Source organism: Bradyrhizobium sp., assembly GCF_030693485.1.
Taxonomy (GTDB): Bacteria; Pseudomonadota; Alphaproteobacteria; order Rhizobiales; family Xanthobacteraceae; genus Bradyrhizobium.
Window position 1 is genome coordinate 1 of sequence record NZ_JAUYAN010000132.1, and the last position, 24,890, is coordinate 24,890.

The following is a 24,890-nucleotide window of genomic DNA, read 5'->3' on the forward strand; positions in this document are numbered from 1 at the left end:
CCGCTGCTGGCCATGAAAGCTGCTTGGCAGTTCCTCGGCAGTTGCCTTGCTGCCCATGCTTCGAGACGCTCGCGTCGCTCGCTCCTCAGCATGAGGTTGTTGTGTTTCAGCAAGTTAAACCTCATCCTGAGGAGGCCACGAAGTGGCCGTCTCGAAGGATGGGCAGCAATACCGATTTATGATTCCAGTTACTAGGCCTTGACGTCGACCCGGGCCTGCTGCTCGGCCTGCCGCTGAGCGTCGACAAGCGCCTGCACGTCGCTGTTGATGACCGTCGCCGGCGCTTTTGCGGTCTCGTCGATGACAAGCTGGATCTTGGCCTGCGTCACCGCGGCAGGCACGGGATAAATCACCATGGCACCCTCCTGGACTTCACCAGACTGCCAGCGGGGCGTTTATGATTTGCAAATAGACTCGGTTAATGACGATTCTTTAACCAGTCATCCGGGCCGATTTCGTGGCCTCTGTTCGTTCTCCGTGAACAGAAAGAGTCCATGGGACCGCGCGAAAATACGCGAAAGCCGACCGGCCAGGCACGCCTGAAATTTCAGGCCCGTGAAACTTAAAGGCCCGGCGCACAAAAGCGCCTTGCGCGCGCCGCTAAAACAGCAGAAGCCAACCAGTTCAGGGCCAGCCCTTGCCGCTTGCAGGTGCGTGTGCCCGTCCTAATGTCGATCCCCATTGAGGAGCCCGTGTGATGCTGAACGATCGCGAAAAGATTCTGACCGCGCTCCGCGAGAAGCCGCTCAAGATCTACGAAGTCATGAAACGCGCCAACCTTCCCAACGAGGAGGCCTGCCAGTCGCTGTTGATGAAAATGCGGAGCGAAGGCGCGGTGAAGTTCGACATCCACAAGGGCCGATGGCTGATCGGGTGAGCGACGAGACCGCAGGTACGGCTCACCCGTGGCATTCAGTCGTCGGCCTTCCCCACCTTGACCGTCCCGTCCGGCTGGACAAATACCTTCTCGACTTTCCCGAACAGATCTTCCGCTATCATGCCAAACCCGGCCCCGAAGCCGATCTCGAGAATGACGAGCCAGCGCCGGAGTTCAACGGTCGTCGGTCCGACTACAGCCGGGTAGCTAAAAACAAAAAATAGCAACGCTCCGCTAAACGCCAACGCTACCGTAGTGACAACGGCCACATAGTTCACACCTACCGGCTCGGCAGCAGCAATCATTGCCTTCCTGTTCTGGACCGCTGACCGGACAACGGCAAGGAAAAATCCGGCGCTGACCGGAACAAGCAGTAAGGCCAGGTCAAGCCGCTCGGTCGCCACGGGGATGTAGCCGCTCTGCCAAACGACGATACCGAAGAAGGCCACGATGTGGGTCGCGAGGACAATAAGGCCCACAACAAGTCTCATCACTTCGATGTTCAAATGACCCCCCTTCCGGTCAGCTTAATTCGCGCGCGGCGCGCCGTATGATTTGACAAGAATCTTTGCCAAGTGGTCTCTCAGATCGATCTCTGCCTTCGAGTCCCACTCGATACGCTGAAAGCACTGGCTTCTTCCACTCTTGTCCGGATCGTCCGTCATCGGGCCGCCGCACACAGCCGTATCAAAGAGATAAACCCTTACCCGGGAACACTTGCCGCCACTCTCTTCCTCGAAATAGAGTTGGACATACGCTTTCCACCAGTGCCCGTCCTTGTAGAAGAAGTCGCGGCCAGAGTGACTTTTCAACTTCACCAGAAAGGTCTGGTGCTGCTCCGGCGAAACGTTTACTTCCCATTTCCCGGATTCTTGCAGAAGCTTCTCAAGCCCTTCGCTGATCTTATCGCAAAACTGCGTCTTGAAGGTGAAATCCTGATTGGGCGGCACGCCAGCTATCGTATGATAAATATTCCGTTTGAAAAGGTCGTCCACCGGCAGGTTGTCGTACGGAGCTTTATTTGCATGTCTTCTATCGTTCAAAGCCAGAGCTTCGACACTTCCCGGATAGTAGTCCTTCTCTGTCTTGAACTCAGCGTACTTCGCGGATGTGGCTGGCCCGCCGACGCCCACCCAAGACCCTGTTTTAGCGCTAAAGTGATATGAAAACTTCTGTACGGGGGCAATCGCAAGATCCGTTAAGGCCTTGCGAACAATTTCGATATCACAAGAGGTTTCCACTAGAGAGGGACATTTATCGTAATCCTCCCGTTCCCTTGCGATTTTTTTTGCGCGCTCCTCATCTTCAACACGATAAAATGACAGCTCGATATTACCCGCTTCAACGACACTGCCTACCACAAGGCTGATAGCGCCATCCTGCCACAATGATCGAGTGTAGCCCTTCAATACGGACTTTGAGTATGACCTAAGATACATAAACTCAGGCGCACCCTGAAATCGGAACACCGATTGTTCCCGGGCTGACACCGAGCTCATCAACAGTCCATATGAAAACATACAGATAGCTGTCCCTAACACCGCCACCCAAATGTTTCGCGGTATCCGCGATTCTCGCATCCTTTACTCCGACAGAATGTTTTGAAGTTTAAGCGAAGTTGCTAGCGGAAGGGCAGCTGCGGAGCCATGAAGGGGCGGCGGGCTGGTCAGCAGCTTGTCACGCTCAGCGCCTTCGGCCTTACGGCGCTCGGCGCGTTCAAGGATGCGTTGGGGGTTGCGACCGGAGCCGATCGCGGCAGCAACCGCTTCGGCTGTCTCGGGGTCGTACTGCTGCTCGATTTGCTTGTGGACCCGGCTGGCCTTCCAATGGCGACCGGCCTTCCATCCCCAGCAACCCCAGCTGGTGACCGACTTGATGATACCCAGTTCCTTCGAGATATCGAACGGACTACTCACGCAAACGCCCCACAACCCCAGGTAAGGGTCGCCGGGAACGATTCGCAAAACAACCTGAAAGTGTGCAACAGTTTCCAACATAACAGCATGAGCCCCTTCCGAAGTCTTGCGGAAAGCATTCCTTATCCTTCGCCGATCCTCGGTAAACTAAGCCGGGAGGTCGACCACGCACCCCGACGTGAGTGCTCGCTTGGCTGGAGAACCTTTTAGTACCGTACAACCAAATCGATGCGGATTCTCATTAATATTTGTAATTCAGCCGAATGACGTACTGATTGAGCCACGTCATCGTCTCCTTGTTCGTACCACGCTCGTAGCCAATCGAAATCGAGGCGTCGCCGTCCGCGGTAATGTTGTAGGCTACCTCAGCAGCATACCTCGATATCGACTGCGACGAATAAGCGTCCCAATAACCCTGGTAGGTAAATACGGCGTTGAGCCGATTCTGCAGAAACTCAGGAACGACGAGGCTTGTCGGGAAGAAGAAGCCATACACTTGCACCGTGCCGCCCACCCATGCATACCGCCCGACCTGCAGGTCTGTAAAACCGATCTTGTCGACGCGTCTGGCATCGGCCTCAGCTTGAACCCGCCAATACCAATCGAAGTTAGGTGAAAGCAGCGTCGGTGAACCTCCGAGCCTGACCGCGTATTGCCAAGGCTCCCAAGACGCGGTTGCACCTTCAGACCGCGTTACGCCGCGAAAGTCGGTCTGATAATAGGGTGAGACCTTGAACGCCTGAAGATTGAACAATCCTCCGAAAATGTTCCACTGCGCGTCGAATCCTCCAGTCAGCGCACTTTTCTCCGACTTCTTCACCGGATCGTTGATGCTGCCTTGCGCCGATATCCATGGGGCGATCGCGAATGCCGAAAGATATGCCTGATCGATAGTATATCCCGGGGGACGCTCAAGGCAGGGTTGCCGCCAACCCTCAGGCAGCACGGCGACCATTCCGTTTATCTTAGCCGTACGAACATGCTCCGCTTGATCCCCAGTATAACTAATCGAAGCACCCTGTGCCTTCGAGCGGGCCGTGATGCCATACAGGAAGCTATCCATCCGATCGCGTCGTACAAAGATTGCCTGCGGCTTCTTGCACTCATCTGGCAAGGCTTTCGGCGTTTGGACGAGATCCTCAAGCGGGATGCCGCCCCGCTTCGCATCATCGATCTCCTTCCCGATCGCGAACAACTTCTTCGGGTCCGTTACGGGCTTAGGAGGCGGCGTTTTCCCGCCGCCGTACCGGCTGTCAATGTCGGCGCGCAGTAACCGCAATTCCTCCGGATCGAGCCGGCCATTCGTGTTGGTATCATACTTGGCCAGAATCGGATCATCGCGATGGGCTGCATAAATGTCCCGCTCCGCCTTGTTCAGCGCCTCGTTTCTGTCTTGGTCGTAACGCCGCAGCTCTTCGAGCGTCAGAGCGTTGCCAATGCCAGGGAAAAACAAGAGCAGGACGACGATCGCAAATTTCGCACCCATGTTCGCCTCTTAAGTCGCAGTAACTGTCCATCCGTTGCCCTGGAAGTTCTTAACAATGGCTCCCCCAAGGTCGCCCATGTTTTGAACATTCACCATGTCATTCGACTGAAGATCGAGATGATACGGCTTGAATTGATCTGTGTGGTTTAGATGGTCTCCATAGGCGATGACGTTGGTGATGCCGTAGTCACTAGGCGGATCCGCAAGGTCCTTAATCGAACGGCCCAGAACACTCACAAACAACGCATAGATTCTCGAAGCAGCTATTGCCTTAGCCGCGTGCGCGGCCCTGAACAGCCCACGCGGCTTCGGTGCGGCGCTTTTTTTTGCGGCTTTCTTTGCTTGTTTCTTTGCTGGTTTCCCCAATTTCATCTCCCCTGAGTTTTTAGATTACGAACACTCGTTTCCGCTATTTGCCGGGCGCACCAGGCTTAGCTGGTTCAACGGCCCGCGTTTAGGACTGGCACACTGAGATTTGTTGACGTCGTAGGCTGTAGCGACGAACAGGACCGACGCACCAAGTGCTGACAGCATCTGCCTAGCCCTGGTTAGATCAACGATGGGATTCGCCGCGCTTTCGAGCAAGTTACTTATATCGACGCTAAAGAGGTTCTGCTGGGGCACAGCCGTCACGGTGCTTTGCATCGTCCCGCTAGCGTCATCCGTGGCCTTGAACTGCGTCGCTGCAAAGAAGACGAAGGCCAAGAACGAAATCCACGACAAAACGGATGCGCTGCCTCGCACCGCAAAATCCAAACTCATTTCAAAACCCAAAATATGATTGGCCGCCGTCGACCGAACCTCAATTTAGTAAGTAAACTGTAATTCCAGTAGGATTGCAACCATTACGAGCGTCGTAAATTCGTCGGGGTTGATGAGCTGCCCTACTCTCAACTCTTGACTGAGAATCCTGCACTCAGAGTCGGCGCGGGGGCGAACGATCGCTCCCGCCCTCACCGACACCCGCGTAACCGCTTGCCGGCACTCGATGGTGCATGGCGACGATCATTTAAAACACACCACTCACCCTACGTTGCTCCTTCAGGAGTTGGCAGCAACGCCGACATGACGCAAGATTCTCTAAATCTAAAAAACGCCCTTTTGCCGTATCAATATTGGGGCGAGTCGAAACAAACGACTGGCCGAAAGCGCCGGTAGTCCAATGAATTACTGATACGCCGCCACAATATCCGACACCGCCCGCTCCAGCTGCTTCGCCGTCGAGCACTGGCGCACCACGGTGCAGAACGCCGAATATCGCGGCATTTCGGAATCGCCCCAGCCCCAGGCCATCCGCCCTTCCGGGTTGAGCCAGACCAGCCGCTTGGAGCGCTCGGAAATCGTGCGCAGGATGTCGGCGCGCGGATCGAGGTTGTTGGTGCGGGCGTCGCCGAGCACGATCACCGTGGTCTTCGGCGTCACGCTGCGGAGAAAACTCTTTTCGAAATCCACGAACGAGCCGCCATAGTCGGACGACCCGAAGCCGACCTTCGACATGATCTCGCTCATCGCCTCCTCCGGCGATTTGGTGTCGAGGATGTCGGAGACCTCGATCAGGTGGCCGGAGAACGCAAACGAGCGCACGTCGTCCACCACCTCGTGCAGGCTGTGGATCAACAGCAGGAAGAAATCGGAGACCTGCGCCACCGATCCCGAGACATCGCAGATCGCCACGATTTTGGGCCTGTCACGATGCCGGCGCTTCCACGACGTGAGAAACGGCACGCCGCCCCAGGCGGCGTTGCGCCGCAACGTCTTTCGGGTGTCGAGATGGCCGCGCCGCTGCCGCTTGCGCGGCTTGGAGTAGCGCTCGCGCAGCCGCCGCGCGATGGCACGGATCAGGGCTTTCATCTGCTCGACCTGGCGGCGTTCGAGCCGGGCCAGCGGCGCGTTGCGCAGGATTTCGTTGCGCAGGTTCTCGGTTTCCTCGCGGCCGTAGAGCACCAGCGCCTGGTTGACGACCTCGCGCACGTTTTCGCGCAGCGCCTCGAGTGCCGCCGCCAGCCGTTCAGCGTCTCCGGGATTCGTCGCCGTCAGCGCGTCCAGATCGTCGCGCAGGCGCTCGATGCCGAGCGCTTCGAGTATCCGCGACGAGAAAATGCCACGCTGGGTAAAATAGCGGATGTCGGACAGCGAGGCGGCATTCGACGCTGCCGCCATCGCCGCGGCGATCGCGTTGCGGTCCCGCGACATCAGCATCTGCGCGAGATCGCCGAGCGCCGGGGCCGGGGTATCAGGATCGCCCGCCTCGTTCTCGCTGGGTGCCGAATCCGCGCCTTTGCTATCGGCGGCGTCCTCCGGCGCGGTTTCTTCCGGTACTTCCGGCTGGCTGAAGAACAAATCAAAACAGTCGCCAAGCGCCTGCTTTTCGTCCTGGCTCTTGGCCAGCGTCAGCAGCAGCGTGTCGCGCAGGATGCCGCGCTCGGCAAACCCGACATCGGCCACCGCCTTCATGGCATCGATACTTTCCGCAGGGCTTACCCGAACGCCGGCGCCACGCGCCGCCCGGAAGAAGCGATGCAGTTCCTCGCGCATCAGCCGAACACGCCATGGCGGCCGGCCTTGGCGACGAAGCCCGACACCTGCGGTATCGTGGTTTCGATGTCGGCCTCGTATTTCAGCAGCACGTTGAGGGTGTCCTTGACGGTTTCATGATCGAGTTCCGAAGACTGCAGCAACACCAGCACGCGCGCCCAGTCGATGGTCTCGCTGACCGAGGGCAGCTTCTTCAGGTCGAGCGCGCGGACCTGGTTGATGAAGCCGACGATCTGCTTGCGCAAGGTCGCGGAGATGCCGGGGACGCGGCTCTCGACGATGCGTTCCTCCAGCTTCTGCTCGGGGAAGCCGATATGCAGATGCAGGCAGCGGCGCTTCAGGGCGTCCGAGAGGTCGCGCTCGCCATTGGAGGTCAGGATCACCGTCGGCTTGACGATCGCCGAGACGGTTCCGAGTTCCGGGATCGAGACCTGATAGTCGCTGAGGATCTCCAGCAGCAGGGATTCGAATTCGGCGTCCGACTTGTCGATCTCGTCGACCAGCAGAACGCAGCCCTTTTCCTGCTCCAGCGCCTGCAGCAGCGGGCGCGGCTCGACGAATTCCTTGGAGAAGAACACGTCGCCGAAATCGTGCAGCTTGCCGAGCGCTGCGGCCAGCGTGTCGGCGCCTCCCAGCACTTCGCCGAGCTTGTCCTTCAGGATCTGGGTGTAGAGCAGCTGCTTGGCGTATTTCCATTCATACAGCGCCTTGGCTTCATCGAGCCCCTCATAGCACTGCATGCGGATCATCTTCAGGCCACGCCACGCCGCCAGCGCTTTTGCGAGCTCGGTCTTGCCGACGCCGGCCGGGCCTTCCACCAGGATCGGTTTCTCGATCTTCTCCGCCAGATAGACCGCGGTTGCGATCTGCTTGCTGGCGATATAGCCGGCTGACGCCAGCCCGCGTGTGACGGCTTCGATCGAATCCGCCGGCAGTTGGGTATTCATTCCTGTTGCTCGCTTCCGATTGTATTTCCAGGCCCTGTTGAATTTCCAGGCCTTGTTGAATTTCCAGGCCTTGTTGAATCTCCAAGCCTGATCTGCCGCACCTTGCGCGGCTCGCGGGCGACCGATGCCAGCATGTCGAACGCCGCCAGCGCCCGGGCAATCGCGGCGTCATCGGTGGCGCCCTGCCCCAGCAGTTCGCGGATTTCGCCGACGATGTCGCGCGCCAGCAATCTTACGCCGATCACCCGAGCCGGAACATCCTCTCCCTCGCCGTCGAGCGCCGCCACCGCAAGCCGGCTCGCCGCTTGAACCAGCGACACCAGACCCGCGATGCGGCCGAGCCTCAAGGCGTTCTCTTCCGAGCGTTCGGTATGCGTTGCGGCCTTCTCTAGAAGCCAGCTCAGCAACCCCGAAACATTCGCGGTTCCGACGGTGTCCTCGACATCGCGAAACGGCATGGCCATGACGGGATAGGCGTCGGGCAAGTCGCCAACCCGCGCAGACGCCGGCACCTCGCAACCATCGAGTTCGAGTTCGCAATGGGTCGCCGGCGCCAGCACGTCCAGCGCCGCCATCGGCTTTATCACAAGGCCTGATGTCGCCTTCGGCAGCATGAACAGGCCATAGCGCTTGCGGCCGTCCGCGACCGCGACCACCGCCAGCACCAGGAACAGGTCGGCGACCGGGCCATTGGTGACCCAGGCCTTGCGGCCGCTGATGACATATCCCGCACCACGGGATTCGGCTGTGGTCTTCAGATGCTTTGGATGCGCACCGGCGCCGGGCTCGGAGATCGCGACCGCCGTGCAGACTTCCCCGGCGGCAATCCGCGGCAGCCATTCGGCGCGCTGGTCCCCGGTGGCAAAACCCGAGATGAAAAAACGCGCGATCACCTGCCGGGCGGCGAAGCCGCTCGCCAGTCCCAGCAGGCCGGTTTTGGCGGCAATCGCCTGCTCGGCGAACGCAATTGCAGCGTAGCTGTCGAGCGCAGCACCCGCGCCGGGAAGGCCGATCTGGAACAGGCCGGCTGCCGCCATCGGCCCGAACGGATCGGTGAGGATGTCGTCCTTGGCGATCGACCACCAATGATCGATCCGCGCAGACACGTCATGGCTCGAACGATATGGCATTCAATGAAACAACTTGAATTTAGAGGCACGGTCCAGCGTGCGAGAGGTATTATTACACCATTGCAGACGAGATATCCTACTGTTCATGGGGTTGTTTTCGCATTTTTGTGGTGAGGCGCCGCAGCAGGTCCGCGCCGGGCCCGGGCAGAGGTCGCAAATTGGCCCTTGGGAAGGCCCCGCTCAACTCTTGATCGACGACTGTCGTCCGTTGACAATGATAAAATACAGATTGCGAAAATACACCACGAGGCCGAGCGACTGGCCGGCGATGAAGACGGGATCGCGGCGATACAGCGCATAGATCAGCAGCAGGATTCCGCCGCCGATCGAGAAGAACCAGAACGCCACCGGGATCACGCTCTTGCGCGCGCGCTCGGAGGCGATCCATTGCACCACGAATCGCATGGTGAACAATCCCTGCGCGACGAAACCCAGAATGACCCAGCCATCGAACTTGATGACGAAGACCTCATGCAGATAGGTGGCGAGCATGTTGAACAGGTCAGTCATGAGTCATCACCTCGGTCGCAACGGGCGTCGGTTTCTTGCGGCGGATCAGCCACCACACGCCCGCGAGATCCATGATCCCGATCCATAGCCGGTCGAAGAAGCCGTAATTGGACACGCCGGAATGGCGCGGCCGGTCGATGACGTCGACATAGACGATGTCAAAACCCTCGCGGCGCACCAGCGCCGGCAGAAAGCGATGCAGACCGTCGAAATAAGGCATCATCAGGAACACCTCGCGCCGGAACGCCTTCAGGCCGCAGCCGGTATCGCGGGTGCCGTCGCGCAGGATGGCGTTGCGGACGCCGTTGGCGGTGCGCGACTGCAGCTTCTTGAAACCGGTGTCCTTGCGCCCGACCCGCTGGCCGGCGGCCAGGCCGACGCGGTCGCCGCCGTTCTCGATCGCCGCGATCAAATCCGGCAGGAACGCCGGATTGTTCTGCCCATCGCCGTCGAGCGTCGCCACGATGGTTCCCCGCGCGGCGCGGACACCGCTGCGCACGGCCGCCGATTGCCCCGATGACGTCGCATGCCGGATCTGGCGCAGGTTGGCGCGCGCCTTCATCAAGGCTGCGAGCCGCTCGCCGGTCGCATCGGTGGAGCCGTCATTGACATAGATGATCTCGTACGCCCATCGGCCATCGAGCGCGGCGGCGATTTCCGCAATCAGCGGCGCCACGTTCCCGGCTTCGTTGCGAACGGGAACGACAATGGAAACAACCACTTCTGTCGCGTCAGATGAAGGCAAATCGATACTCGTCGTTGGAGACGGTTTGCAGCCGGAACCCGCTGCGCCGGTGCCTCACGGCGTCCGCTTCTTATGGGGCTGACGCCCCTCCGGCAACCCTTTTGAGGTGCCCCAGCGAGGGCCCCGGAAGCGGCAGGATGGTGCCGTCGCCGCGGATCGCGAAGCCGAGGCGCCTCGCGGCAAACCAGTGGCGCACCGCCATCGCGCCGATCACGCCGACCAGCGCGCCGGCCACCACGTCGCTCGGATGATGCGCCAGCAACACGAGGCGGCTGAACGCGATCGCGACGGCATATACCAGCATCCAGGGGCGGGCCTGCGGCCACAGCGCGGAAACCGCAAAAGCCAGCGCAAAGGCGGTGTTGGCATGTCCGGACGGAAAACTCGCAAAGGCTTCGGAGCCACCGAAATGCCTGAAGTTGAAAACATTGCCTTCGCCGCCGACGAACGGCCGGCCGCGCCCGACCACCCATTTGAGAAAGTCTCCGACCAGGGCCGGCACCATGACGGCGAAGAAGATAAACTGCAGCCGCGTCCCCAGCCCCAGCAGCAGCGACCGCGCCTGCCCGCGCAAGGCCGGGGCAGTGAATGCGACTGCCAGCAACAGCCCTGCCAAAACCCACATCACATAGGCGGATTTGCCGAACTCGGTCAGGATGCGGATCGGCCAAAGGCTCGGCGTGCCGCGTTTCGGCATCCAGCCGATCTCGGTCGCATCCAGCAGGTACATCAGCGCGATGATCGCGGCGCCCAGAATGGCCGTGAGTTGCAGGACGTGGCGCGCCGATCGCCGCGCCGCATCGGCACGGCGCGAATGCGAAGGCGAGCGCACCAGTTGCGCGATCGACCGGCGCGTGACGGCCACGAGATCCGAGAAATAATTTGCTGAGCTGCCGGCCGGCGCAGACATTTTACTGGGTGCCCTCGGAGCGGAAAATCGCGATCGAGATCGCCTTGCCTTGCGAGTAGTTATAGCCGTCGATGCGCGTGGCCACGTTGTAGCGCAGCCCGATCGCTTCGGCGCGCGCCGCGAAGCTGCGTTCCGAGCGCGATTCCACCAGCGCAAACCGGCAACTGCCCTGCCCCAGGAAATCCGCCGCCCCGGATCCGTCCGTCAGCAACGTCGAGGTGCCCGTCATGAACACCAGACTCGGCTCGTGAAAGCCCGCGGCGGCGGCTTTCGGTCCGACGCAGACCACGTTGCGCAAGGCGCGGGCGATCTCGGGGCTCGGAAACAGTGGCGTCAGCGAGGGCAACACGATGCCATAGACCGCAATCGCCAGAAACATCGCGGAGACCACGGCGTTGAGCAGCGAACGTTCGGCGCGGCTGTCCTCGTAGAGCCACCACGCGAACAGCCCGAAGATCAGCGCCGCCGCGATGAAGGGCCAGGCCAGAAACACCGGCTGGCGCGTCAGCGCGATCGCGCCGACCACGGCCAGCACCGAAGCCCCCGCCGGAATCACGAACCACCAGGCCGCGCCCCGCATCAGCCATGAGCGCGACAGCACGCGGCGTTCCAGCGCGCCCACCGCGAGGATCGCGATCGCCGGATAGAGCGGCAGCACGTAATGCGGCAGCTTTGTCATCACCAGTTCGAACACGATCCAGGACGGTATCAGCCATGCCAGCAGGTATTGCGCGCCGGGCTCGCGCCGCGCCCGCCACACCGCCGGCGCGGCCATTCCCGCCAGCGCAGCCCCCGGCCAGAACGTGATCCAGAACAACGCCAGATAGAACCCGGGCGGTGCGCCATGGGATTCCTGCGCGGCGAATTTCGCCAGCATGTCGCGGCCGACTGAATCGGTGAAGAAGGTCTGGCCGGCGCGCCAGAAGATCGCAACGAACCAGGGCAGCACCAGAACCAGCATCCACATCAGGCCCCAGACCGGACGCAGCCGCCACAGCCACGCCGCCGAGCGGTCGAGGATCGTCAGCGTGACGATCGTGAGTGCGACGAACAACAGGATCAGCGGCCCCTTGAGCAGGATGCCGGCGGCCAGCGCGGTCCAGAAGATCGCCGGCCAGGACCATGGCGGCCGCAGCGGATCCTCGCCGCGCTGCCACGACAGATAGACCCGCGCCATCGCACCCATCGCCGCGACCACGGTCAGCAGCAGCATCGCATCGGTTTTCGCCAGCCGGGCTTCGGCGCCGAGCAGCACCGAACTGCACATGATCAGCCCGGCCAGGATGGCGCCGCGCCGGGTCACGAATGCCAGCGCCGTCCAGTAGGTCAGCAGCACCGCCCCGATCGCGCCGATCAGCGAGGGAATGCGGTACAGCCAGATCCGGATCTGTGCCTGCGGCAAGCCCAGCGCCGAAACGGTCTCGACCACGGCCGACTGCATCCAGTAGATGCCGACCGGCTTCTTGTAGCGGACGTCGTCCTGGAAGCGGATGTCGACGAAATCGTTGCTCTCGACCATCTGCTTGGTCGCCTGCGCGAACCGGGCCTCGTCGCGATCGATCGGCGGGATATTGAAGAAGCCCGGCAGAAACAGCACGAGGCCGCAGCATACGAGAAAGAGCGTCGCCCTGACGTGACTGGCGGCCACGAGGTCAAGCAAGCCGGCAAGCCGGCTGCCCGGATTGACCCGGTTCTTCGGCTCGCGCGGCTCTCCAAATCGGGGGCGGGCATAGGTCTCGACCATGGTTCCGCATACGCCGAAACCGCTATCCCCACAACCGGTTAGGTACCCTTTATTGAATTCGGATGACAACTGTGTCCGTGGCGCCCACCGCGTCGATCACGGTCAGTCGGGCAAAGCCCGGACCGGGCGGCTCGACCAGCCGCTGGCGCCGGCCGTCGAATTCCCCCACCGAGACGCCGTTCACCAGCATGGTGAGCGGCAGCACGCCGCCGGCAACCTTGACCGGCATCGCCGAGAACTGCCCGTCATTGCCGCGGTCGACGTCGATACGCGAGCCATTGAGCGGAAACTGGATGCGCGGCGCCTGCTCGGCTCCGGTGCGGACCAGTTCCCCCGCCGGGCGGAACCGGCGCAGCGGCAGCGGCAGTTTGGCGTTGCTGGCGACCAGCGTCCCCTTGGGCGGCTTCGGCAGCGCTGCCGGCAGTTTTCCGGTGCGGGCGAAGGCATCGAACAGGATCGGGGCCGCGGCGGTACGCCCGACCAGCCCCGGCACCGGCGCGCCGTCGGGCCGCCCGACCCAGACGCCGATGGTGAGCTTGCCATCGAAACCGACCGACCAGGCATCGCGATAGCCGTAGCTGGTGCCGGTCTTGAACGCGATCCGGTTGTGCGCGGCGTTCTCCGGCGGCGGCGTGCCGATCAGCACATTGCCGACCTGCCAGGCCGCGACCTGATCCATCAGCCGCAGATTATCGCGCGCATCGTCCGTCGACCTGACGATTTCGCGCAAAGGCCTGGCATTGCCGAGCCGCGCCAGCCCGGAATAGAGCTGCACCAGATCCTGCAGCGTGACGCCGACGCCGCCGAGACCCATCGCGAGGCCCGGTACCTCGTCCTTCGGCAGCACCAGATTGGCGCCGGCCTGCTTCAGCCGCGACGACAGGCGGCTGGAGCCGACCCGGTCGAGCAGCGCGATCGCCGGCACGTTGAGGGAAAGTTGCAGCGCCTTGCGCACCGGCACCGTGCCCTGAAAGCTCATGTCGAAATTTTCCGGCGCATAGGAGCCGAAACGGATCGGCCGGTCGTCGATCAGGCTTTCCGGATGAACGAAACCATCCTCGAAGGCGAGGCCATAGATGAACGGCTTCAGGGTCGAGCCCGGCGAGCGCACCGCGCGGGTCATGTCGACCTGTCCGGCCCGCCGCTCGTCGAAATAATCGGGCGAGCCGACATGCGCCAGAACATCGCCGCTCTCATTGTCGACAGCGACCATTGCAACGGAAATGTTCGAGCCCAGCGCGATGGCGCGGTCGCGCGCCAGCGCCTCCAGCACCTTCTGCATACCGGAATCCAGCGTCAGCTTGATGACCGGCGTGTCCTTCACGTTAGCCTGGGCCTGATCGGCGGAATGCGGCGCCAGAATGGGCATCGGCTTGCGCAACCGCGGCACCGGAACCGCCTTGGCCTGCACCGCGTCCTCGGTCGGTACGCGGCCATCCTCGACCATGCGATCGAGCACGCGGTCGCGTGCGATGCGCGCCACTTCGGGATGGCGATCGAGCCGGCGGGTCTCCGGCGATTGCGGCAACGCCACCAGCACAGCGGCTTCCGCCAGCGACAATCGCTTTGGTTCCTTGCCGAAATAGGCGATGGACGCCGCGCGAATGCCCTCGAGATTGCCGCCGAACGGCGCCAACGCCAGATAGAGATCGAGAATCCGGTCTTTTGTCAGTTGCCGCTCGAGCTGAATCGCACGGATCATCTGGCGAAATTTGGCTGACAGCGAGCGCTCGCGCCGCGGCTCCATCAATCGCGCCAGTTGCATCGTGATGGTCGAGCCGCCGGAAACGATGCGGCCGCGACTGGCGAACTGCCAGGCGGAGCGGCCCAGCGCCCGCGGATCGACGCCGTGGTGGGAGTAAAACCGCCGGTCTTCGTAGGCCAGCAGCAGTTTCAGGTAGGACGGATCGACGCCGGTTCGCGCGTCGACCGGCAGCCGCCATCGGCCATCCGCCATGGCATAGGCGCGCAGCAGCTTGCCGTTGCGGTCGACGATGGTGGTCGAGATTTGTCGGGCCTGCTCGAAGGGCAACGGGCCGAGCGATGCAACCCAAGCGGCGAAGATGCCGCAGATAAGAACGATACCTAGCGTAGCAGCGCCAGCGATGCGAAGTAGTTGCCGCTTTATCCTCCCGCCATGGCCGGGCTTGACCCGGCCATCCACGTCTTCCTTGTTGCCCGATGCACTCATTTCGCCGCACGCACCTCAACTGTGCCCGTGCCGGTGCGGCCGTAGCGCGAGGGATTGTACATGTCCTCGACATAGGCCTGCGGCAGCACGTATTTGCCAGGCGATACCGCGCGCACCACATAGGCTACCGTGAACACCGCGGCATCGTCGCTGGCCCGGTCGATCGCCGCGGTGAAGCGGTCGTCGCGGAACTCGGTATTCTCAGGCTCCTCGCCGTCGTCGATCCAGTCCAGCGTGCCGGTATCGCCGGATGAAACCAGACGCGGGTTGTCGATCTCGAGGCCTGCGGGAAGATAATCCGACACCATGATGTGACCGTGTTCCGGTTTTGCTTCCGTGACCTTCAGCACCACTGCAAAGCGGTCGTTCTGCTTCACCTTCGACACGTCGGCCGGCTTGCCGTCGAGCGTGAAGTAATTCCGCTCGATCTTGAATCCATTCGAGGCCGCTGGCTCCGGCGTGATCGGCGACCCCGCAACCGAGACCACCGCCTGTAGCGGCGCATCGCCGGTGTTGGTAATCTTGATCGGCTGGCCTGCCACGTCAGCGGCCGTGTAGCTGCGATAGAGCGCGGTCTTGACCGAAGCGCCGTTGACGTCGAGCGTCAGCGTCTCCTTGGCCAGCGCGCGCGCCGCCAGTACCAGCCAGGCATTTTCCTGGGTCGAGGTGTAGGGCGTGAGACCCCGCGCCGCTTCGACGCGCTGGACCGCTTGCGTGAGCGTCGCCCGCGGCGCATTGCCTTCGCTCGCCAGCGAGACCAGTGCCGCGGCATCGCGCAGGGCGCTGCCATAATCGACCCGGCCGAACTCCAGCACCGGCTTCGGCGCCAGGCTTTCGGCGGCGGCGGCATAGACCCTTTCCGCCCTGCCCTTGTCGCCGACCAGCGCCAGCGCCGCCGCCAGCTGCGACTTGGCGATCGGCGTCGCCAGATTGCCGAGCTTGGTATCGGCGAGGTAACGCAGGTCGCCGATCGGCGCCGCGCCGTTGCGGGCGAGCACGTAGAGGCCGTAGGCCAGATCGCGGCCGCCGTCCTTTTCCGGCTCATTGGCATTCACCACGGAGTTGCGGATACGGTCGAGCGCGCTCCTGAACAGCACATCCGGCACCGCGAATCCCTTTTCGCGGGCGCGGGTCAGGAAGTCCGTAACGTAAGCATCAAGCCAGGAATCATCGCCGCCAGCCGACCACAGTCCGAACGAACCGTTCGAACCCTGCCGCGCCAGCAGCCGGTCGATCGCATCCTTGATGCGCTGGTCGACCGCCGTGTCCATGGCAAGATGCGCCCCCGCCGCCAGATCGTTGACATACAGCAGCGGCATGGCGCGGCTGGCGATCTGCTCCGAACAGCCGTGCGGGTAACGGTCGAGCGCCTTCAGGATGGTGGCGGCGTCGAGCGCGGTGGACAGGCTGACCGACAGCGAGACGCCGCCGGTGCCCTGCACCAGATCCGAGAACATATCGGACGTCAGCGTCAGACTCTCGCCTTTGGCCAGGATCCGGATCGAGCGGCGGGCCAGGATCTGCGTCGCCCCCTTGACGTCGAGCACGTAATGCCGCGCCAGCGTCAGCCCGTTCGGCCCCTTGATGTCGACATCGAGCTTGGCGGTGCCGGCGCCGCCGGCATCGAGCGCCAGCGACATCGAAGTGCGTTGCTTGGCCGCGAGTTTGACCGTGATCGCCGGGTTGCCCGTCACCTTCACCGGCCCCGAGGCCTTGACGCTGACGATGTAGTCGCCGGCCGCGCCCTCGACATTGTCGAGGTCGAAACTCATGGTGCCCTTGTCACCATTGAGCAGGAAGCGCGGCAAGGTCGCGGTCAGCACCACGGGATCGCGGACCGTGACATCGGTGGTGGCGCGGCCGAGTTTGGTCGAGGTCCACGCCACCGCCATCACCCGCGCGGTGCCGGCGAATTCCGGAATGTCGAAATCGATGGACGCGGTGCCGTTGGCGGCGACGGTGACGATCCCGGAATACAGCGCCAGCGGCTTTTGCGTGGGCGGACTGCCCTGCAGCTCGCCGCCGGCGGAATCGCCGCCGGTCCTGATCTGGCCGCGTGTGCCCTGCATGCCGTCGATCAGCTGCCCGTAGATGTCGCGGATTTCCGAGGTCATGCGGCGCTGGCCGAGATAGTAGTCGTCCGGCGCCGGCGGCTTGTAGTTGGTGAGGTTGAGAATGCCGACGTCGACGGCGGCGACGACAATCTTGGCGTCCTCGCCGGGATTGAGACCGCCGAGCTTGACCGGAATCTTCAGCGCGGTTCCCGGACGCACCAACGCAGGCGGCGACATGTCCACCGTGAGCGTGCGGGACTTCCTGTCGATGCCGAACCACTTCAGGCCAATTGCGCGACCGGGCATCCGCATGGCGGCGGCGTCAAGCGGCCGGCGCAAGGTCGCCACCACATAGGCGCCGGTGCCCCAATCCTTGCCGACGGGAATTTTGACCTGCGCGGTGCCTTCCCTGACGTTGATGGATTGCGTGGTCAGCAGCCGGTCGCCCAGCACGTTGATGGTCAGCCTGCCGGCCGAGCGCGCATTGACCGACACCACCATGGTGTCACCGGCCAGATATTCCGGCTTGTCGATCGAGGTCTCCAGCAGATCCGGCGTGTCGGCGCTGCCGTCGGAATACCAGCCGACATCGAACTGCACCGAGGTCAGCGGACCATCGGCCTCGGTCGCCTTGACGTCGAGCCGGTAACGGCCGGGCTGCGGCGACAGCGTGATCCGGGACGGCTTGTCGGCGGCAACCGCGAGATCGCCATCGGCCATCCGCTTGGTCGATTTGACCGGTTCATATTCCCAGGACGAGTTCTGCCGGTACCACTGATAGCGGGATTCGATCTTCAAGAGCTCATAACGCAGGCCGTCCCGCGCCAATTGCTTGCCTTCGGGGGTCACGAACACGACGTCGAAGCCGGCCTTGTCGCCTTCCGCGACGCTCTTGTCGGCGAACAGCGGTTTGACCCCGATCATGGCCGCCGCCGGCTGAACCGGCAGCACCAGCTTGCGTTCGATCGACCGGCCGCCGGCTTCCGCCATCCGAACAAAGATCTGGGCTTCCTGCGGACGGGTCGAAGACGGCGGTTTGGCCAGGCTGACCGGGAACGTGGCGACGCCCTTGGCGTCGGATTCAGGCAGGTTTTCCAGCGGCGTGCGCTCGTTGCTGGTGGTTTCCTCATCCGCTACGCCAAACTGGTAGCCGGCATAGCCCGGCCGTCCCGTTGCCGGCGAAACCAGCATGTCACCTTCCAGCTGCAACCCGGAGGCCGGGGCGCCATAGAGGAAGCGGCCATCGACCTTAAGTTCTACCGGAGCATCAGCTTTGATCTGCTTGTCCTTGGCAGTTAATTCGAATTCGATCCGCTCGGGGATGTAATCCTCGACCATGAAGGTAGTTTCGCCGACCGCCGAGCCCTTCGGGTCGGTGAAGGCGCGCGCCCGCCAGGTCCCGGTCGGGACCGCTGAATTGAGGGTCAGCGCCATGCTGCGGCCGCCCGCGCCCTGGTCGGGCAGCACGGCGCGGCGGAATTCGACGCCGTCGGGGCGCTCGATCACCAGCGTCAGCGGCCCGCCCGCCACGGCATTACCCTGGCCATCGCGCAGCAGCGCGGTGAGATAGACCGTCTCACTGGATCGATAGACGCCGCGCTCGGTGTAGACGAAGGCGTCGGCGCCTGCCGGAACCGCCCGGCCGGACACGCCGCGATCCGAGAGGTCGAAGGCGCTGGATTTCAGGCTGAGGAAGGCATAGTCGGTCTTCTCGCCGGATACCGTCAGCATGGCCGGCGACAGCCCGCCCTCGCCCCGCGCCAGCCCCGCCTCGAACAGCACGTGACCGGAATCGTCGGTCTTGCGGGTCGCGAGAATTTCGTTGTTGCGCGCCACCAGACGTACCTCGGCCCTGGCGACCGCGTCGGTCGAAGCCAGCGAATTGACGAACACGTGGATGCCGTCATTGCCAGAGAAGGCCGTCAGCCCCAGGTCGGAAACGATGAACCACTGAGTGGCCAGCGAACCGTCGCTGTCGCTGCCGGGGCCCTTGGCTTCAGCCGTCATGACGTAGACGCCGGGCTGCAGCTCGCCGAGGGCCTGGTCGACCGGAAACGCCGTGGTGACGTCCTGATTGAGCGTGGTCGCGGTGGCGAGTTCCCCGGACCAGACCTTGACTCCGCGCTCGCCGCCGAGCTCGGAAAGCTCGTATTTGCTCAACGCCTGCTGGAAGTCGCTGCTCAGCACGGTGTTGATAAGGTTGCGGTCGCCGATCCGGAACACGCTGACCGTCACCGCAGGGGTATTGACGGTGACCAGGGGAATGCCGCGCTGGCCGGTGCGCGGCAGCACATAGGCGCGCCCGGTGAAGCGCACGAAAGGCTTGCGGTCGCGCACATAGACGTTGAACTCGGCCGATTTGGGCAGGGTTTCCTTCACCGTGGACGGCAGTCCGGCGCGCAGATTGACGTTGTAGCGCTCGCCGTGCTTGAGGCCATCGACGCACAGCTGCTTGCCTTCCGACGTCAGCGCCGGCTTGTCGCTGCCCGCCAGCGCCAGGAACGGCGCAAAGTCGACGCGCTTGGCGAGGTCTTCGGAGAACTGGAAACAGGCGCGCGGCGACGCCGAGTCGGAATCCACGGTGTAATCGAGCAGCCGGAAGCCATGCTGGTCGCGCAGCTTCTCGTATTGCCCGCGCACCTCGGCGACCTCGCGCATGTCGAGCGACAGCCGCAAACTATCCAGCGCCGGACGCCACAGCTTGCGATCCGCCATCGCGCGGCCGAGCACCGCCAGCGCGTCCGCCTCTTCGCCCGCATTGCCGGCGCGCTGGTAGGCGATATAGGCCGCGGTCGAGGCGCGCTCCAGAAGGAAGGTGCCTTCGCTGGAACTTCGGGGCGATATCTGGAAAATGGCGCGGGCCAATCGCAGCCAGTTGCCACTGTCCCCAGGCGAATTGGTCGCGATCTGCCCGAGTATCTGCAGGCCGGTGCGGAAATCGGCGCGCCTGAAGGCGGCGTCGGCATCGGCTTTCAGCGACGCGCTGGATCTTGCCACCGCGCCGGCCTCGCTCTTGATCTGGGCCTCCAGCTTGACCGCCGAATCCTGCAGATCGTCACGTTTGAAAGCCTTGTCCGCGGCCTGTGCCGTAACGAGCCCGAGCGCCAGCGTTGCGCAAAGTGCTGCGGCGCGAATCAAACCAATCATGATGGAGCTCCCTGGGACGCGGACAGTCGCCGCGTTCGGTTCAGAAGTGCGCGAAAAGGTGACGGACTCGTGGCCGCCGAAGCAGGTAGCGAAAAAATCGCGTGCAGCATATGACGAAGCGAGCCCCTGGACGTCACGTGGCAGCCGGCCGTGGCGCAGCATTGCCCTGAGGGCGGACAAACGCAACGATCCACCGTTTCGGTTTGTCGTCCCGAGGCTGAAAATGGTTCGCAAAAGAGCTTGGCCGGACAGCGGATTTTTCATATTGGCAATGCTATGAAGGCCAGGCGCCGTGTAGCTACGGTCCCATAGCTCAACTGGATAGAGTAACGGATTTCTACTCCGTGGGTTGCAGGTTCGAATCCTGCTGGGATCGCCAGTTACGTCTTGGTCTGGCGCCGCGCGGTTCGGCATGCCGGCTGCCTCGGTCTCGATCCGCGAACAGCACCTCGCCGCCCGCACAGCCAGCCTAGATTAACCATACGAATTGCAGCGACCATCAAGAATGGCGCTTCGCCGCATTGTTCGGATGAACGCAAGCCGAAATCGCAAAAAATGGAGCGCGGCGGCGGCGATGTAGGCAAGCCATGAATGTTCATGCTAGATTTTGATGAAATTTGGGATGACGACATGAAGCAGGAGACGGGGCTCGGCTCGAAGCAGGACAAGAAGGCCATCGCCAGCGCGATCCAGCGCCATCTGGACGCCAACGGTCTGGCCCGCAAGGACCTGATTCGCGAGCACCTGTCGAAATCATCGATCGAGAAGCTGTTTCAGGGTGACTTCACCGAGCGCACCCTGAACAAGGTCGAGGGCATTCTGAAAACCGGTTTCCAACGGCAAGCTGCGGTCCGGGACGACACCGCCGCCAAGTCGGTCGGCGGATACGTCTTCGATGCCGTCGAATATCTGCAGGGCGACTATCTCTGCGTCCGGCCGATGTTCGCCAACCCCGTCAACTTTAATGCCTATCTGATCTCGATCGCGTGGAGCGACGCGCAGAAGTGCCTGGTGTTCGAGGAGAAGTCGCGCTTCGACGGCAAGTACCGGCAGGTCGGCACGGTCTATATTCCGTTCGGCACCGCGTTCATGAATCTCGTGAGCTCGAGCGCGGGAAACGTGCGAACCGTCCTGCTGTCGCTGCCAGATACCGAAGACATGATGCGCGGCATCATCTCGACGCTGAGCAACCCCAAAGGCTCGATCTACATTCCCGTCGCCGCCCCCATCGTGCTGCGCAAATTGCGCGCGGGAGAAGAACCCGAGCTCGGCGTGATCGCGCGGGACAACCGCCGCTACGGCGAATATCAGTCGTGGCTCGCGACCGTGTTGACCGAGGAATTCGGGATCTTTGCGGTTCCGCAGCCGCCGGCCCAACGCAAGACCGGGCGCGCCGGCAAGCCGTGAAATCAGATCACCGATAACGACCAAAGGCCCCGGATCGCTCCAGAGCCTTTGCCTATTTCAAACCCTTACGGGCGTCTCTTGGCTGCGACGTCAGTACCCGCAGGTGGCGCAGCGCGGCGGCGTTGCCACGTAATATTCGCGCGCGGGCGCGACCATTTCGACGCGCTGGCGGGTGGCATATTGCGGCGGGGTGCGCTCGTACTGCACGCCTTCCGGCGCTACCATCACGGTCTGCGGCACCATCACGGTGCGGTATTGCGCCGGGGTGCGATGGGCGATGACGCGGCCGGGCGCGACCATCACGGTTTCGTCGACGGTCCGGTACTGCGCCGGCGCAACCTGGCGCTGGTAGCAGGTGACGCAGGGCGGCGGTGGCGGCACATAGCAACCGTGGCATTGTGCGGAGGCCGCGGTCGGAAGCGCCATGGCGGTAACGGCCGAAGCGATCAGTGCTGCATATACGCGTGACATCGTCATGGTGGTGCCTTCCCGTGTGGCCTTGAAAATTGCGATCAGCAAAAATGTTCTGCGGTTGCGGATCGTGGGCGAGAGAGGCAAATTTCCCTTTAAGGGAGATCATTAACAAGATCTTTCGGAGATGATTTCCTGCATCCGGTTTGATACGGTCGAGAAATGAATTCCATCCATCGTCGCACCCAGCAGATATCGGCGGTCGGGCTTGTCCTGATGTGCAGCCTTGCGGCTGCCGCCGCGCAGACCCCGCTCAAGACCCAGCCCAATCAAAAGGAAAAGCAGAAGCTCGCCGGGCAGATCGCCTCGGAGGGCCTCAACTGTCCCGTGGTCGGCATGGTCGAGGACGCCGGCAAGGACGAGCGCGGCACCATGATCCGGGTCCACTGCCGTTCCCTGAGCGGTTCTGCCAGCTGGGAGGTCCGTGGCATCGCCGCCAAGGGTGCCGCCGAGCTCCGCTTCGAGGCCTGGTAAGGCCGCCGGGCGCGCGGTGCCGATCTGACCGAGGGTCGCGAACGGCGCTGATGCAAACCTGCTATGGTCGCCGCAGGCTGGCCGGACACGCCGAACATGCGAAACGGGCTCTACTCGGTGCACATCCAGATGGGCGACGGCGTCAAGGGGCGCGCCAGCGGCGTGATCGTGCTTCGTGACGGCAAAATCCTCGGCGGCGATTCCTATTTCTGGTCGGTCGGCAGCTACACGTTCAGGGAGGGTAACTGGAAAGGCGACCTGGTCACCAACCAGCACACACCGTATCGCGACCCCACCGCGCGGCCGGTTTTTGGCGGCCGGGAGGTCACGACCGGCTTTTCAGGGACCTTCCGGGACGACTGTTCCGAGGTTTTCGGCACCTCGCTGGTGGGCTCCCGCAGCGTCAGTTTTCGCGCGACTTTGCGCCGGCTGGCCGATTAAACGATGGCGTCCCGGCCCGGGCGGCTGTAAACCGCTCCCCATCGCGCCGGGGGCGCTCGTTGCCCTCGTGCCAAAGCCGATCACCCCATCACCCAAACGAAAGCGACAAGGCCGTTTCAATGAGTGGATTCAAGGAACCTAGCTTCGCGGACCGGCAGAAGGCGGCGCAGGAAGCAAGGAAGAACATCCTGGAGAAGTTTAAGGCCAAGCCGGGTCTCAACGATCCCGCGGTCCTGCAGCGGCAGGCCGAGCGCGAGGCGCAGGCCGCCGAGCGGGCCAAGGCCAAGCTGGCGCGCGAGGCTGCCAAGGCCGAGCAGAAGGCCCGCGAGGCCGAGGCGGCGGCGGAAGCCGCCGCCCAGATCGTACGCGAACAGGAAGCCGCCGCCGCGGCCGAATTCGCCCTCGAAGCCGAGCGCAAGGCCGCGCGTGACGCGCGCTATGCCGCCCGCAAGGGCAAGGGCAAGAAGAAGTAAAGCAGCCGGTGTGGGCGTGATGCCCGGTCGATGACAGGCCCGCCTCGTGACAGAGGCGAGCCCACGCGACGCTGAAGCAGGCGGCCGATTCATATTTCTGTAATCCTCGTCTTTCTTCATGCCGTCCCTGGACATGGCGTCCTTCTGCTTATCTTTCGTGTCCAGAAATTTTTCTGGATCGGGCTCCTCGAGCCGCCCGCGAGACTCTGAAAAAAGCGCTGGCTGACCTTGTTTCGGCCGAAGCCGTCAGCGAATATGCGGCGCGCGCAGGACGACGACATCGAGGTTGCCCAAGTCTATCAAAAGGCAGGCGCCAGGGTCAGCATCCTAGATGCGGCCACCGTGAGCCAGTGGCGCGACATTGCGCGCGATACCGCCTGGAAGGACTATGGCGCCAAGACGCCGACCTCCTCCAACCTGCTGAAACTCGCGAGCGACGTGCCGGTGTGACGCCCTCTGCAAAAATCTTGAAAACAACCCCATGTACAGTAGACAGAAGGTATAATTTTACCTCACACTTGTACCTTGGCATTCAACGCCGACGCCACGCGGCTGACCGGCGGCTTCCCTAACAACCGGCTGATCGCGTTGGTGGCGGCCACCAGCTTTGGCATGTCGACGCCGGTGGCGATGCCCATGCCTTCCAGCATGTAGACCACGTCCTCGGAGGCGACATTGCCGGTGGCGCCCGGCGCGTAGGGGCAGCCGCCGAGACCGCCGGCCGCGGAATCGATCACGCGGCAGCCCTCCTCCATACCTGCATAGAGGTTTGCCAGTGCCTGGCCATAGGTATCGTGGAAATGCATGGCGAGGTTCGCCATCGGCACGCTGCCGGCCACTGCGCGCAACAGCTGCCTCGCCTTCACGGGCGTACCGACGCCGATGGTGTCGCCGAGCGAGACCTCGTAGCAGCCGAGATCGGCCAGCTTCCGCGCCACATCGACCACGGCCTGCGGCTTGACCTTGCCGTCAAAGGGGCAGCCGAGCACGCAGGAAATATAGCCGCGCACCTTGATGCCGTCGGCCCTGGCCCGCGCCAGCACCGGCTTGAAGCGTTCGATCGATTCCGCCACCGTGCAATTGATATTGGCGCGCGAGAAGCCTTCCGAGGCTGACGCAAACACCGCAATTACTTTGGCGCCGGCGGCGCGTGCGGCCTCAAAGCCCTTTTCGTTCGGCACCAGCACGTGGAATTCACTGCCCGGATGATGATCGACGCCGCGCAGCACGGCATCGGAGTTCACCATTTGCGGGATCGCCTTTGGCGACACGAAGGCGCCGACCTCGACGGTGCGCAAGCCAGCGCCGAGCAGCGCCTCGATGAAGGCGATGCGGTCCTCGACGCTGACCGGCGTCTTCTCGTTCTGCAGGCCGTCGCGGGGACCTACTTCGACGATGCGCACGGAATCGCTCATGCAAATCTCTTCCGGCT

At 62.8% G+C, this 24,890-nt stretch carries 23 protein-coding genes, 1 tRNA gene and 1 pseudogene; 7 read left to right on the forward strand and 18 right to left on the reverse strand.

Features of this window, described 5'->3' with window-relative positions; translation table 11 throughout:
• Window positions 1–191: 191 nt before the first annotated feature.
• On the reverse strand, window positions 192–356 hold the full coding sequence (locus Q8N40_RS09640; RefSeq protein WP_305321775.1) for a hypothetical protein: 165 nt from the start codon (window positions 354–356) through the stop codon (window positions 192–194).
• A 341-nt stretch (window positions 357–697) separates the two neighbouring features.
• Between Q8N40_RS09640 and Q8N40_RS09645 the strand changes: the two genes are divergently transcribed.
• Window positions 698–877, forward strand: coding sequence for a hypothetical protein (locus tag Q8N40_RS09645; RefSeq protein ID WP_304743426.1), 180 nt, complete (start codon window positions 698–700; stop codon window positions 875–877).
• Window positions 878–912: 35 nt separating this feature from the next.
• Here the strand turns inward: Q8N40_RS09645 and Q8N40_RS09650 are convergent, their stop codons facing one another.
• The 15 genes from Q8N40_RS09650 to Q8N40_RS09720 all read right to left on the reverse strand — a co-directional run bounded on the left by Q8N40_RS09650 (window position 913) and on the right by Q8N40_RS09720 (window position 20,192).
• Window positions 913–1,383 (reverse strand): hypothetical protein, encoded by a 471-nt coding sequence (locus Q8N40_RS09650; protein ID WP_305711660.1) that lies wholly within the window; start codon window positions 1,381–1,383, stop codon window positions 913–915.
• Between the two features lie 21 nt (window positions 1,384–1,404).
• Window positions 1,405–2,376: a hypothetical protein gene (locus tag Q8N40_RS09655; RefSeq protein ID WP_305711661.1), complete on the reverse strand. Its 972-nt coding sequence runs from the start codon at window positions 2,374–2,376 to the stop codon at window positions 1,405–1,407.
• A gap of 84 nt (window positions 2,377–2,460) precedes the next feature.
• On the reverse strand, window positions 2,461–2,793 hold the full coding sequence (locus Q8N40_RS09660; protein WP_305711662.1) for a hypothetical protein: 333 nt from the start codon (window positions 2,791–2,793) through the stop codon (window positions 2,461–2,463).
• A 241-nt stretch (window positions 2,794–3,034) separates the two neighbouring features.
• On the reverse strand, window positions 3,035–4,279 hold the full coding sequence (locus Q8N40_RS09665; protein ID WP_305711663.1) for a hypothetical protein: 1,245 nt from the start codon (window positions 4,277–4,279) through the stop codon (window positions 3,035–3,037).
• 9 nt (window positions 4,280–4,288) lie between these two features.
• Window positions 4,289–4,645 (reverse strand): hypothetical protein, encoded by a 357-nt coding sequence (locus tag Q8N40_RS09670; RefSeq protein ID WP_305711664.1) that lies wholly within the window; start codon window positions 4,643–4,645, stop codon window positions 4,289–4,291.
• A 24-nt stretch (window positions 4,646–4,669) separates the two neighbouring features.
• Complete coding sequence (locus tag Q8N40_RS09675) at window positions 4,670–4,984, reverse strand: hypothetical protein (protein ID WP_305711665.1); 315 nt, start codon at window positions 4,982–4,984, stop codon at window positions 4,670–4,672.
• A 462-nt stretch (window positions 4,985–5,446) separates the two neighbouring features.
• Complete coding sequence (locus tag Q8N40_RS09680; protein WP_305711666.1) at window positions 5,447–6,814, reverse strand: VWA domain-containing protein; 1,368 nt, start codon at window positions 6,812–6,814, stop codon at window positions 5,447–5,449.
• Window positions 6,814–7,761, reverse strand: coding sequence for a MoxR family ATPase (locus Q8N40_RS09685; RefSeq protein ID WP_305711667.1), 948 nt, complete (start codon window positions 7,759–7,761; stop codon window positions 6,814–6,816). The genes Q8N40_RS09680 and Q8N40_RS09685 overlap by 1 nt, the downstream gene beginning before the upstream one ends.
• Window positions 7,758–8,891, reverse strand: coding sequence for an acyl-CoA dehydrogenase family protein (locus tag Q8N40_RS09690; RefSeq protein WP_305711668.1), 1,134 nt, complete (start codon window positions 8,889–8,891; stop codon window positions 7,758–7,760). Before Q8N40_RS09690 ends, Q8N40_RS09685 begins: the two co-directional genes overlap by 4 nt.
• 180 nt (window positions 8,892–9,071) lie before the next feature.
• Window positions 9,072–9,401 (reverse strand): lipid-A-disaccharide synthase N-terminal domain-containing protein, encoded by a 330-nt coding sequence (locus Q8N40_RS09695; RefSeq protein ID WP_305711669.1) that lies wholly within the window; start codon window positions 9,399–9,401, stop codon window positions 9,072–9,074.
• Window positions 9,394–10,146, reverse strand: a complete 753-nt coding sequence (locus Q8N40_RS09700) for a glycosyltransferase family 2 protein (RefSeq protein ID WP_305711670.1) — start codon at window positions 10,144–10,146, stop codon at window positions 9,394–9,396. Before Q8N40_RS09700 ends, Q8N40_RS09695 begins: the two co-directional genes overlap by 8 nt.
• 70 nt (window positions 10,147–10,216) lie before the next feature.
• Window positions 10,217–11,056 carry a phosphatase PAP2 family protein gene (locus tag Q8N40_RS09705; RefSeq protein ID WP_305711671.1) on the reverse strand — a complete coding sequence of 280 codons (840 nt, stop codon included), beginning with the start codon at window positions 11,054–11,056 and terminating at the stop codon, window positions 10,217–10,219.
• A gap of 1 nt (window position 11,057) precedes the next feature.
• Window positions 11,058–12,800, reverse strand: coding sequence for a glycosyltransferase family 39 protein (locus Q8N40_RS09710; RefSeq protein WP_305318647.1), 1,743 nt, complete (start codon window positions 12,798–12,800; stop codon window positions 11,058–11,060).
• Window positions 12,801–12,849: 49 nt separating this feature from the next.
• Window positions 12,850–14,991: a penicillin-binding protein 1C gene (pbpC, locus tag Q8N40_RS09715; protein ID WP_305711672.1), complete on the reverse strand. Its 2,142-nt coding sequence runs from the start codon at window positions 14,989–14,991 to the stop codon at window positions 12,850–12,852.
• Window positions 14,988–20,192: an alpha-2-macroglobulin gene (locus Q8N40_RS09720; RefSeq protein ID WP_305711673.1), complete on the reverse strand. Its 5,205-nt coding sequence runs from the start codon at window positions 20,190–20,192 to the stop codon at window positions 14,988–14,990. Before Q8N40_RS09720 ends, pbpC begins: the two co-directional genes overlap by 4 nt.
• Window positions 20,193–20,494: 302 nt before the next feature.
• Here Q8N40_RS09720 and Q8N40_RS09725 point away from each other — a divergent pair.
• Together Q8N40_RS09725 and Q8N40_RS09730 are read left to right on the forward strand one after the other, a co-directional pair.
• A tRNA-Arg gene (locus Q8N40_RS09725) sits at window positions 20,495–20,571 on the forward strand.
• Window positions 20,572–20,822: 251 nt separating this feature from the next.
• Window positions 20,823–21,599 (forward strand): hypothetical protein, encoded by a 777-nt coding sequence (locus Q8N40_RS09730; RefSeq protein WP_305711674.1) that lies wholly within the window; start codon window positions 20,823–20,825, stop codon window positions 21,597–21,599.
• Between the two features lie 90 nt (window positions 21,600–21,689).
• Here the strand turns inward: Q8N40_RS09730 and Q8N40_RS09735 are convergent, their stop codons facing one another.
• Window positions 21,690–22,070, reverse strand: a complete 381-nt coding sequence (locus Q8N40_RS09735; protein ID WP_305711685.1) for a hypothetical protein — start codon at window positions 22,068–22,070, stop codon at window positions 21,690–21,692.
• A 162-nt stretch (window positions 22,071–22,232) separates the two neighbouring features.
• On the opposite strand from Q8N40_RS09735, the gene Q8N40_RS09740 reads away from it, so the two are divergent.
• From Q8N40_RS09740 to Q8N40_RS09755, 4 genes and pseudogenes are all read left to right on the forward strand, one after another.
• Window positions 22,233–22,544 (forward strand): hypothetical protein, encoded by a 312-nt coding sequence (locus tag Q8N40_RS09740; RefSeq protein ID WP_305711675.1) that lies wholly within the window; start codon window positions 22,233–22,235, stop codon window positions 22,542–22,544.
• A gap of 96 nt (window positions 22,545–22,640) precedes the next feature.
• Window positions 22,641–22,985: a GrlR family regulatory protein gene (locus Q8N40_RS09745; RefSeq protein WP_305711676.1), complete on the forward strand. Its 345-nt coding sequence runs from the start codon at window positions 22,641–22,643 to the stop codon at window positions 22,983–22,985.
• Between the two features lie 119 nt (window positions 22,986–23,104).
• Window positions 23,105–23,458, forward strand: coding sequence for a DUF6481 family protein (locus Q8N40_RS09750; protein ID WP_305320207.1), 354 nt, complete (start codon window positions 23,105–23,107; stop codon window positions 23,456–23,458).
• 264 nt (window positions 23,459–23,722) lie between these two features.
• Window positions 23,723–23,908 (forward strand): annotated as a pseudogene (locus Q8N40_RS09755) (C4-dicarboxylate ABC transporter); the annotation flags it as partial.
• A gap of 62 nt (window positions 23,909–23,970) precedes the next feature.
• Here Q8N40_RS09755 and Q8N40_RS09760 read toward each other — a convergent pair.
• Complete coding sequence (locus Q8N40_RS09760) at window positions 23,971–24,873, reverse strand: hydroxymethylglutaryl-CoA lyase (RefSeq protein ID WP_305320206.1); 903 nt, start codon at window positions 24,871–24,873, stop codon at window positions 23,971–23,973.
• Between the last annotated feature and the right edge of the window lie 17 nt (window positions 24,874–24,890).

Coding starts and splice junctions, on each gene's coding strand:
- Q8N40_RS09640 (WP_305321775.1), bottom strand. CDS start 356: ATGGTGATTTATCCCGTGCCTGCCGCGGTGACGCAGGCCAAGATCCAG.
- Q8N40_RS09645 (WP_304743426.1), top strand. CDS start 698: ATGCTGAACGATCGCGAAAAGATTCTGACCGCGCTCCGCGAGAAGCCG.
- Q8N40_RS09655 (WP_305711661.1), bottom strand. CDS start 2,376: ATGAGCTCGGTGTCAGCCCGGGAACAATCGGTGTTCCGATTTCAGGGT.
- Q8N40_RS09665 (WP_305711663.1), bottom strand. CDS start 4,279: ATGGGTGCGAAATTTGCGATCGTCGTCCTGCTCTTGTTTTTCCCTGGC.
- Q8N40_RS09680 (WP_305711666.1), bottom strand. CDS start 6,814: ATGCGCGAGGAACTGCATCGCTTCTTCCGGGCGGCGCGTGGCGCCGGC.
- Q8N40_RS09685 (WP_305711667.1), bottom strand. CDS start 7,761: ATGAATACCCAACTGCCGGCGGATTCGATCGAAGCCGTCACACGCGGG.
- Q8N40_RS09690 (WP_305711668.1), bottom strand. CDS start 8,891: ATGCCATATCGTTCGAGCCATGACGTGTCTGCGCGGATCGATCATTGG.
- Q8N40_RS09695 (WP_305711669.1), bottom strand. CDS start 9,401: ATGACTGACCTGTTCAACATGCTCGCCACCTATCTGCATGAGGTCTTC.
- Q8N40_RS09705 (WP_305711671.1), bottom strand. CDS start 11,056: ATGTCTGCGCCGGCCGGCAGCTCAGCAAATTATTTCTCGGATCTCGTG.
- Q8N40_RS09710 (WP_305318647.1), bottom strand. CDS start 12,800: ATGGTCGAGACCTATGCCCGCCCCCGATTTGGAGAGCCGCGCGAGCCG.
- pbpC (WP_305711672.1), bottom strand. CDS start 14,991: ATGAGTGCATCGGGCAACAAGGAAGACGTGGATGGCCGGGTCAAGCCC.
- Q8N40_RS09720 (WP_305711673.1), bottom strand. CDS start 20,192: ATGATTGGTTTGATTCGCGCCGCAGCACTTTGCGCAACGCTGGCGCTC.
- Q8N40_RS09730 (WP_305711674.1), top strand. CDS start 20,823: ATGAAGCAGGAGACGGGGCTCGGCTCGAAGCAGGACAAGAAGGCCATC.
- Q8N40_RS09735 (WP_305711685.1), bottom strand. CDS start 22,070: ATGTCACGCGTATATGCAGCACTGATCGCTTCGGCCGTTACCGCCATG.
- Q8N40_RS09740 (WP_305711675.1), top strand. CDS start 22,233: ATGAATTCCATCCATCGTCGCACCCAGCAGATATCGGCGGTCGGGCTT.
- Q8N40_RS09745 (WP_305711676.1), top strand. CDS start 22,641: ATGCGAAACGGGCTCTACTCGGTGCACATCCAGATGGGCGACGGCGTC.
- Q8N40_RS09750 (WP_305320207.1), top strand. CDS start 23,105: ATGAGTGGATTCAAGGAACCTAGCTTCGCGGACCGGCAGAAGGCGGCG.
- Q8N40_RS09760 (WP_305320206.1), bottom strand. CDS start 24,873: ATGAGCGATTCCGTGCGCATCGTCGAAGTAGGTCCCCGCGACGGCCTG.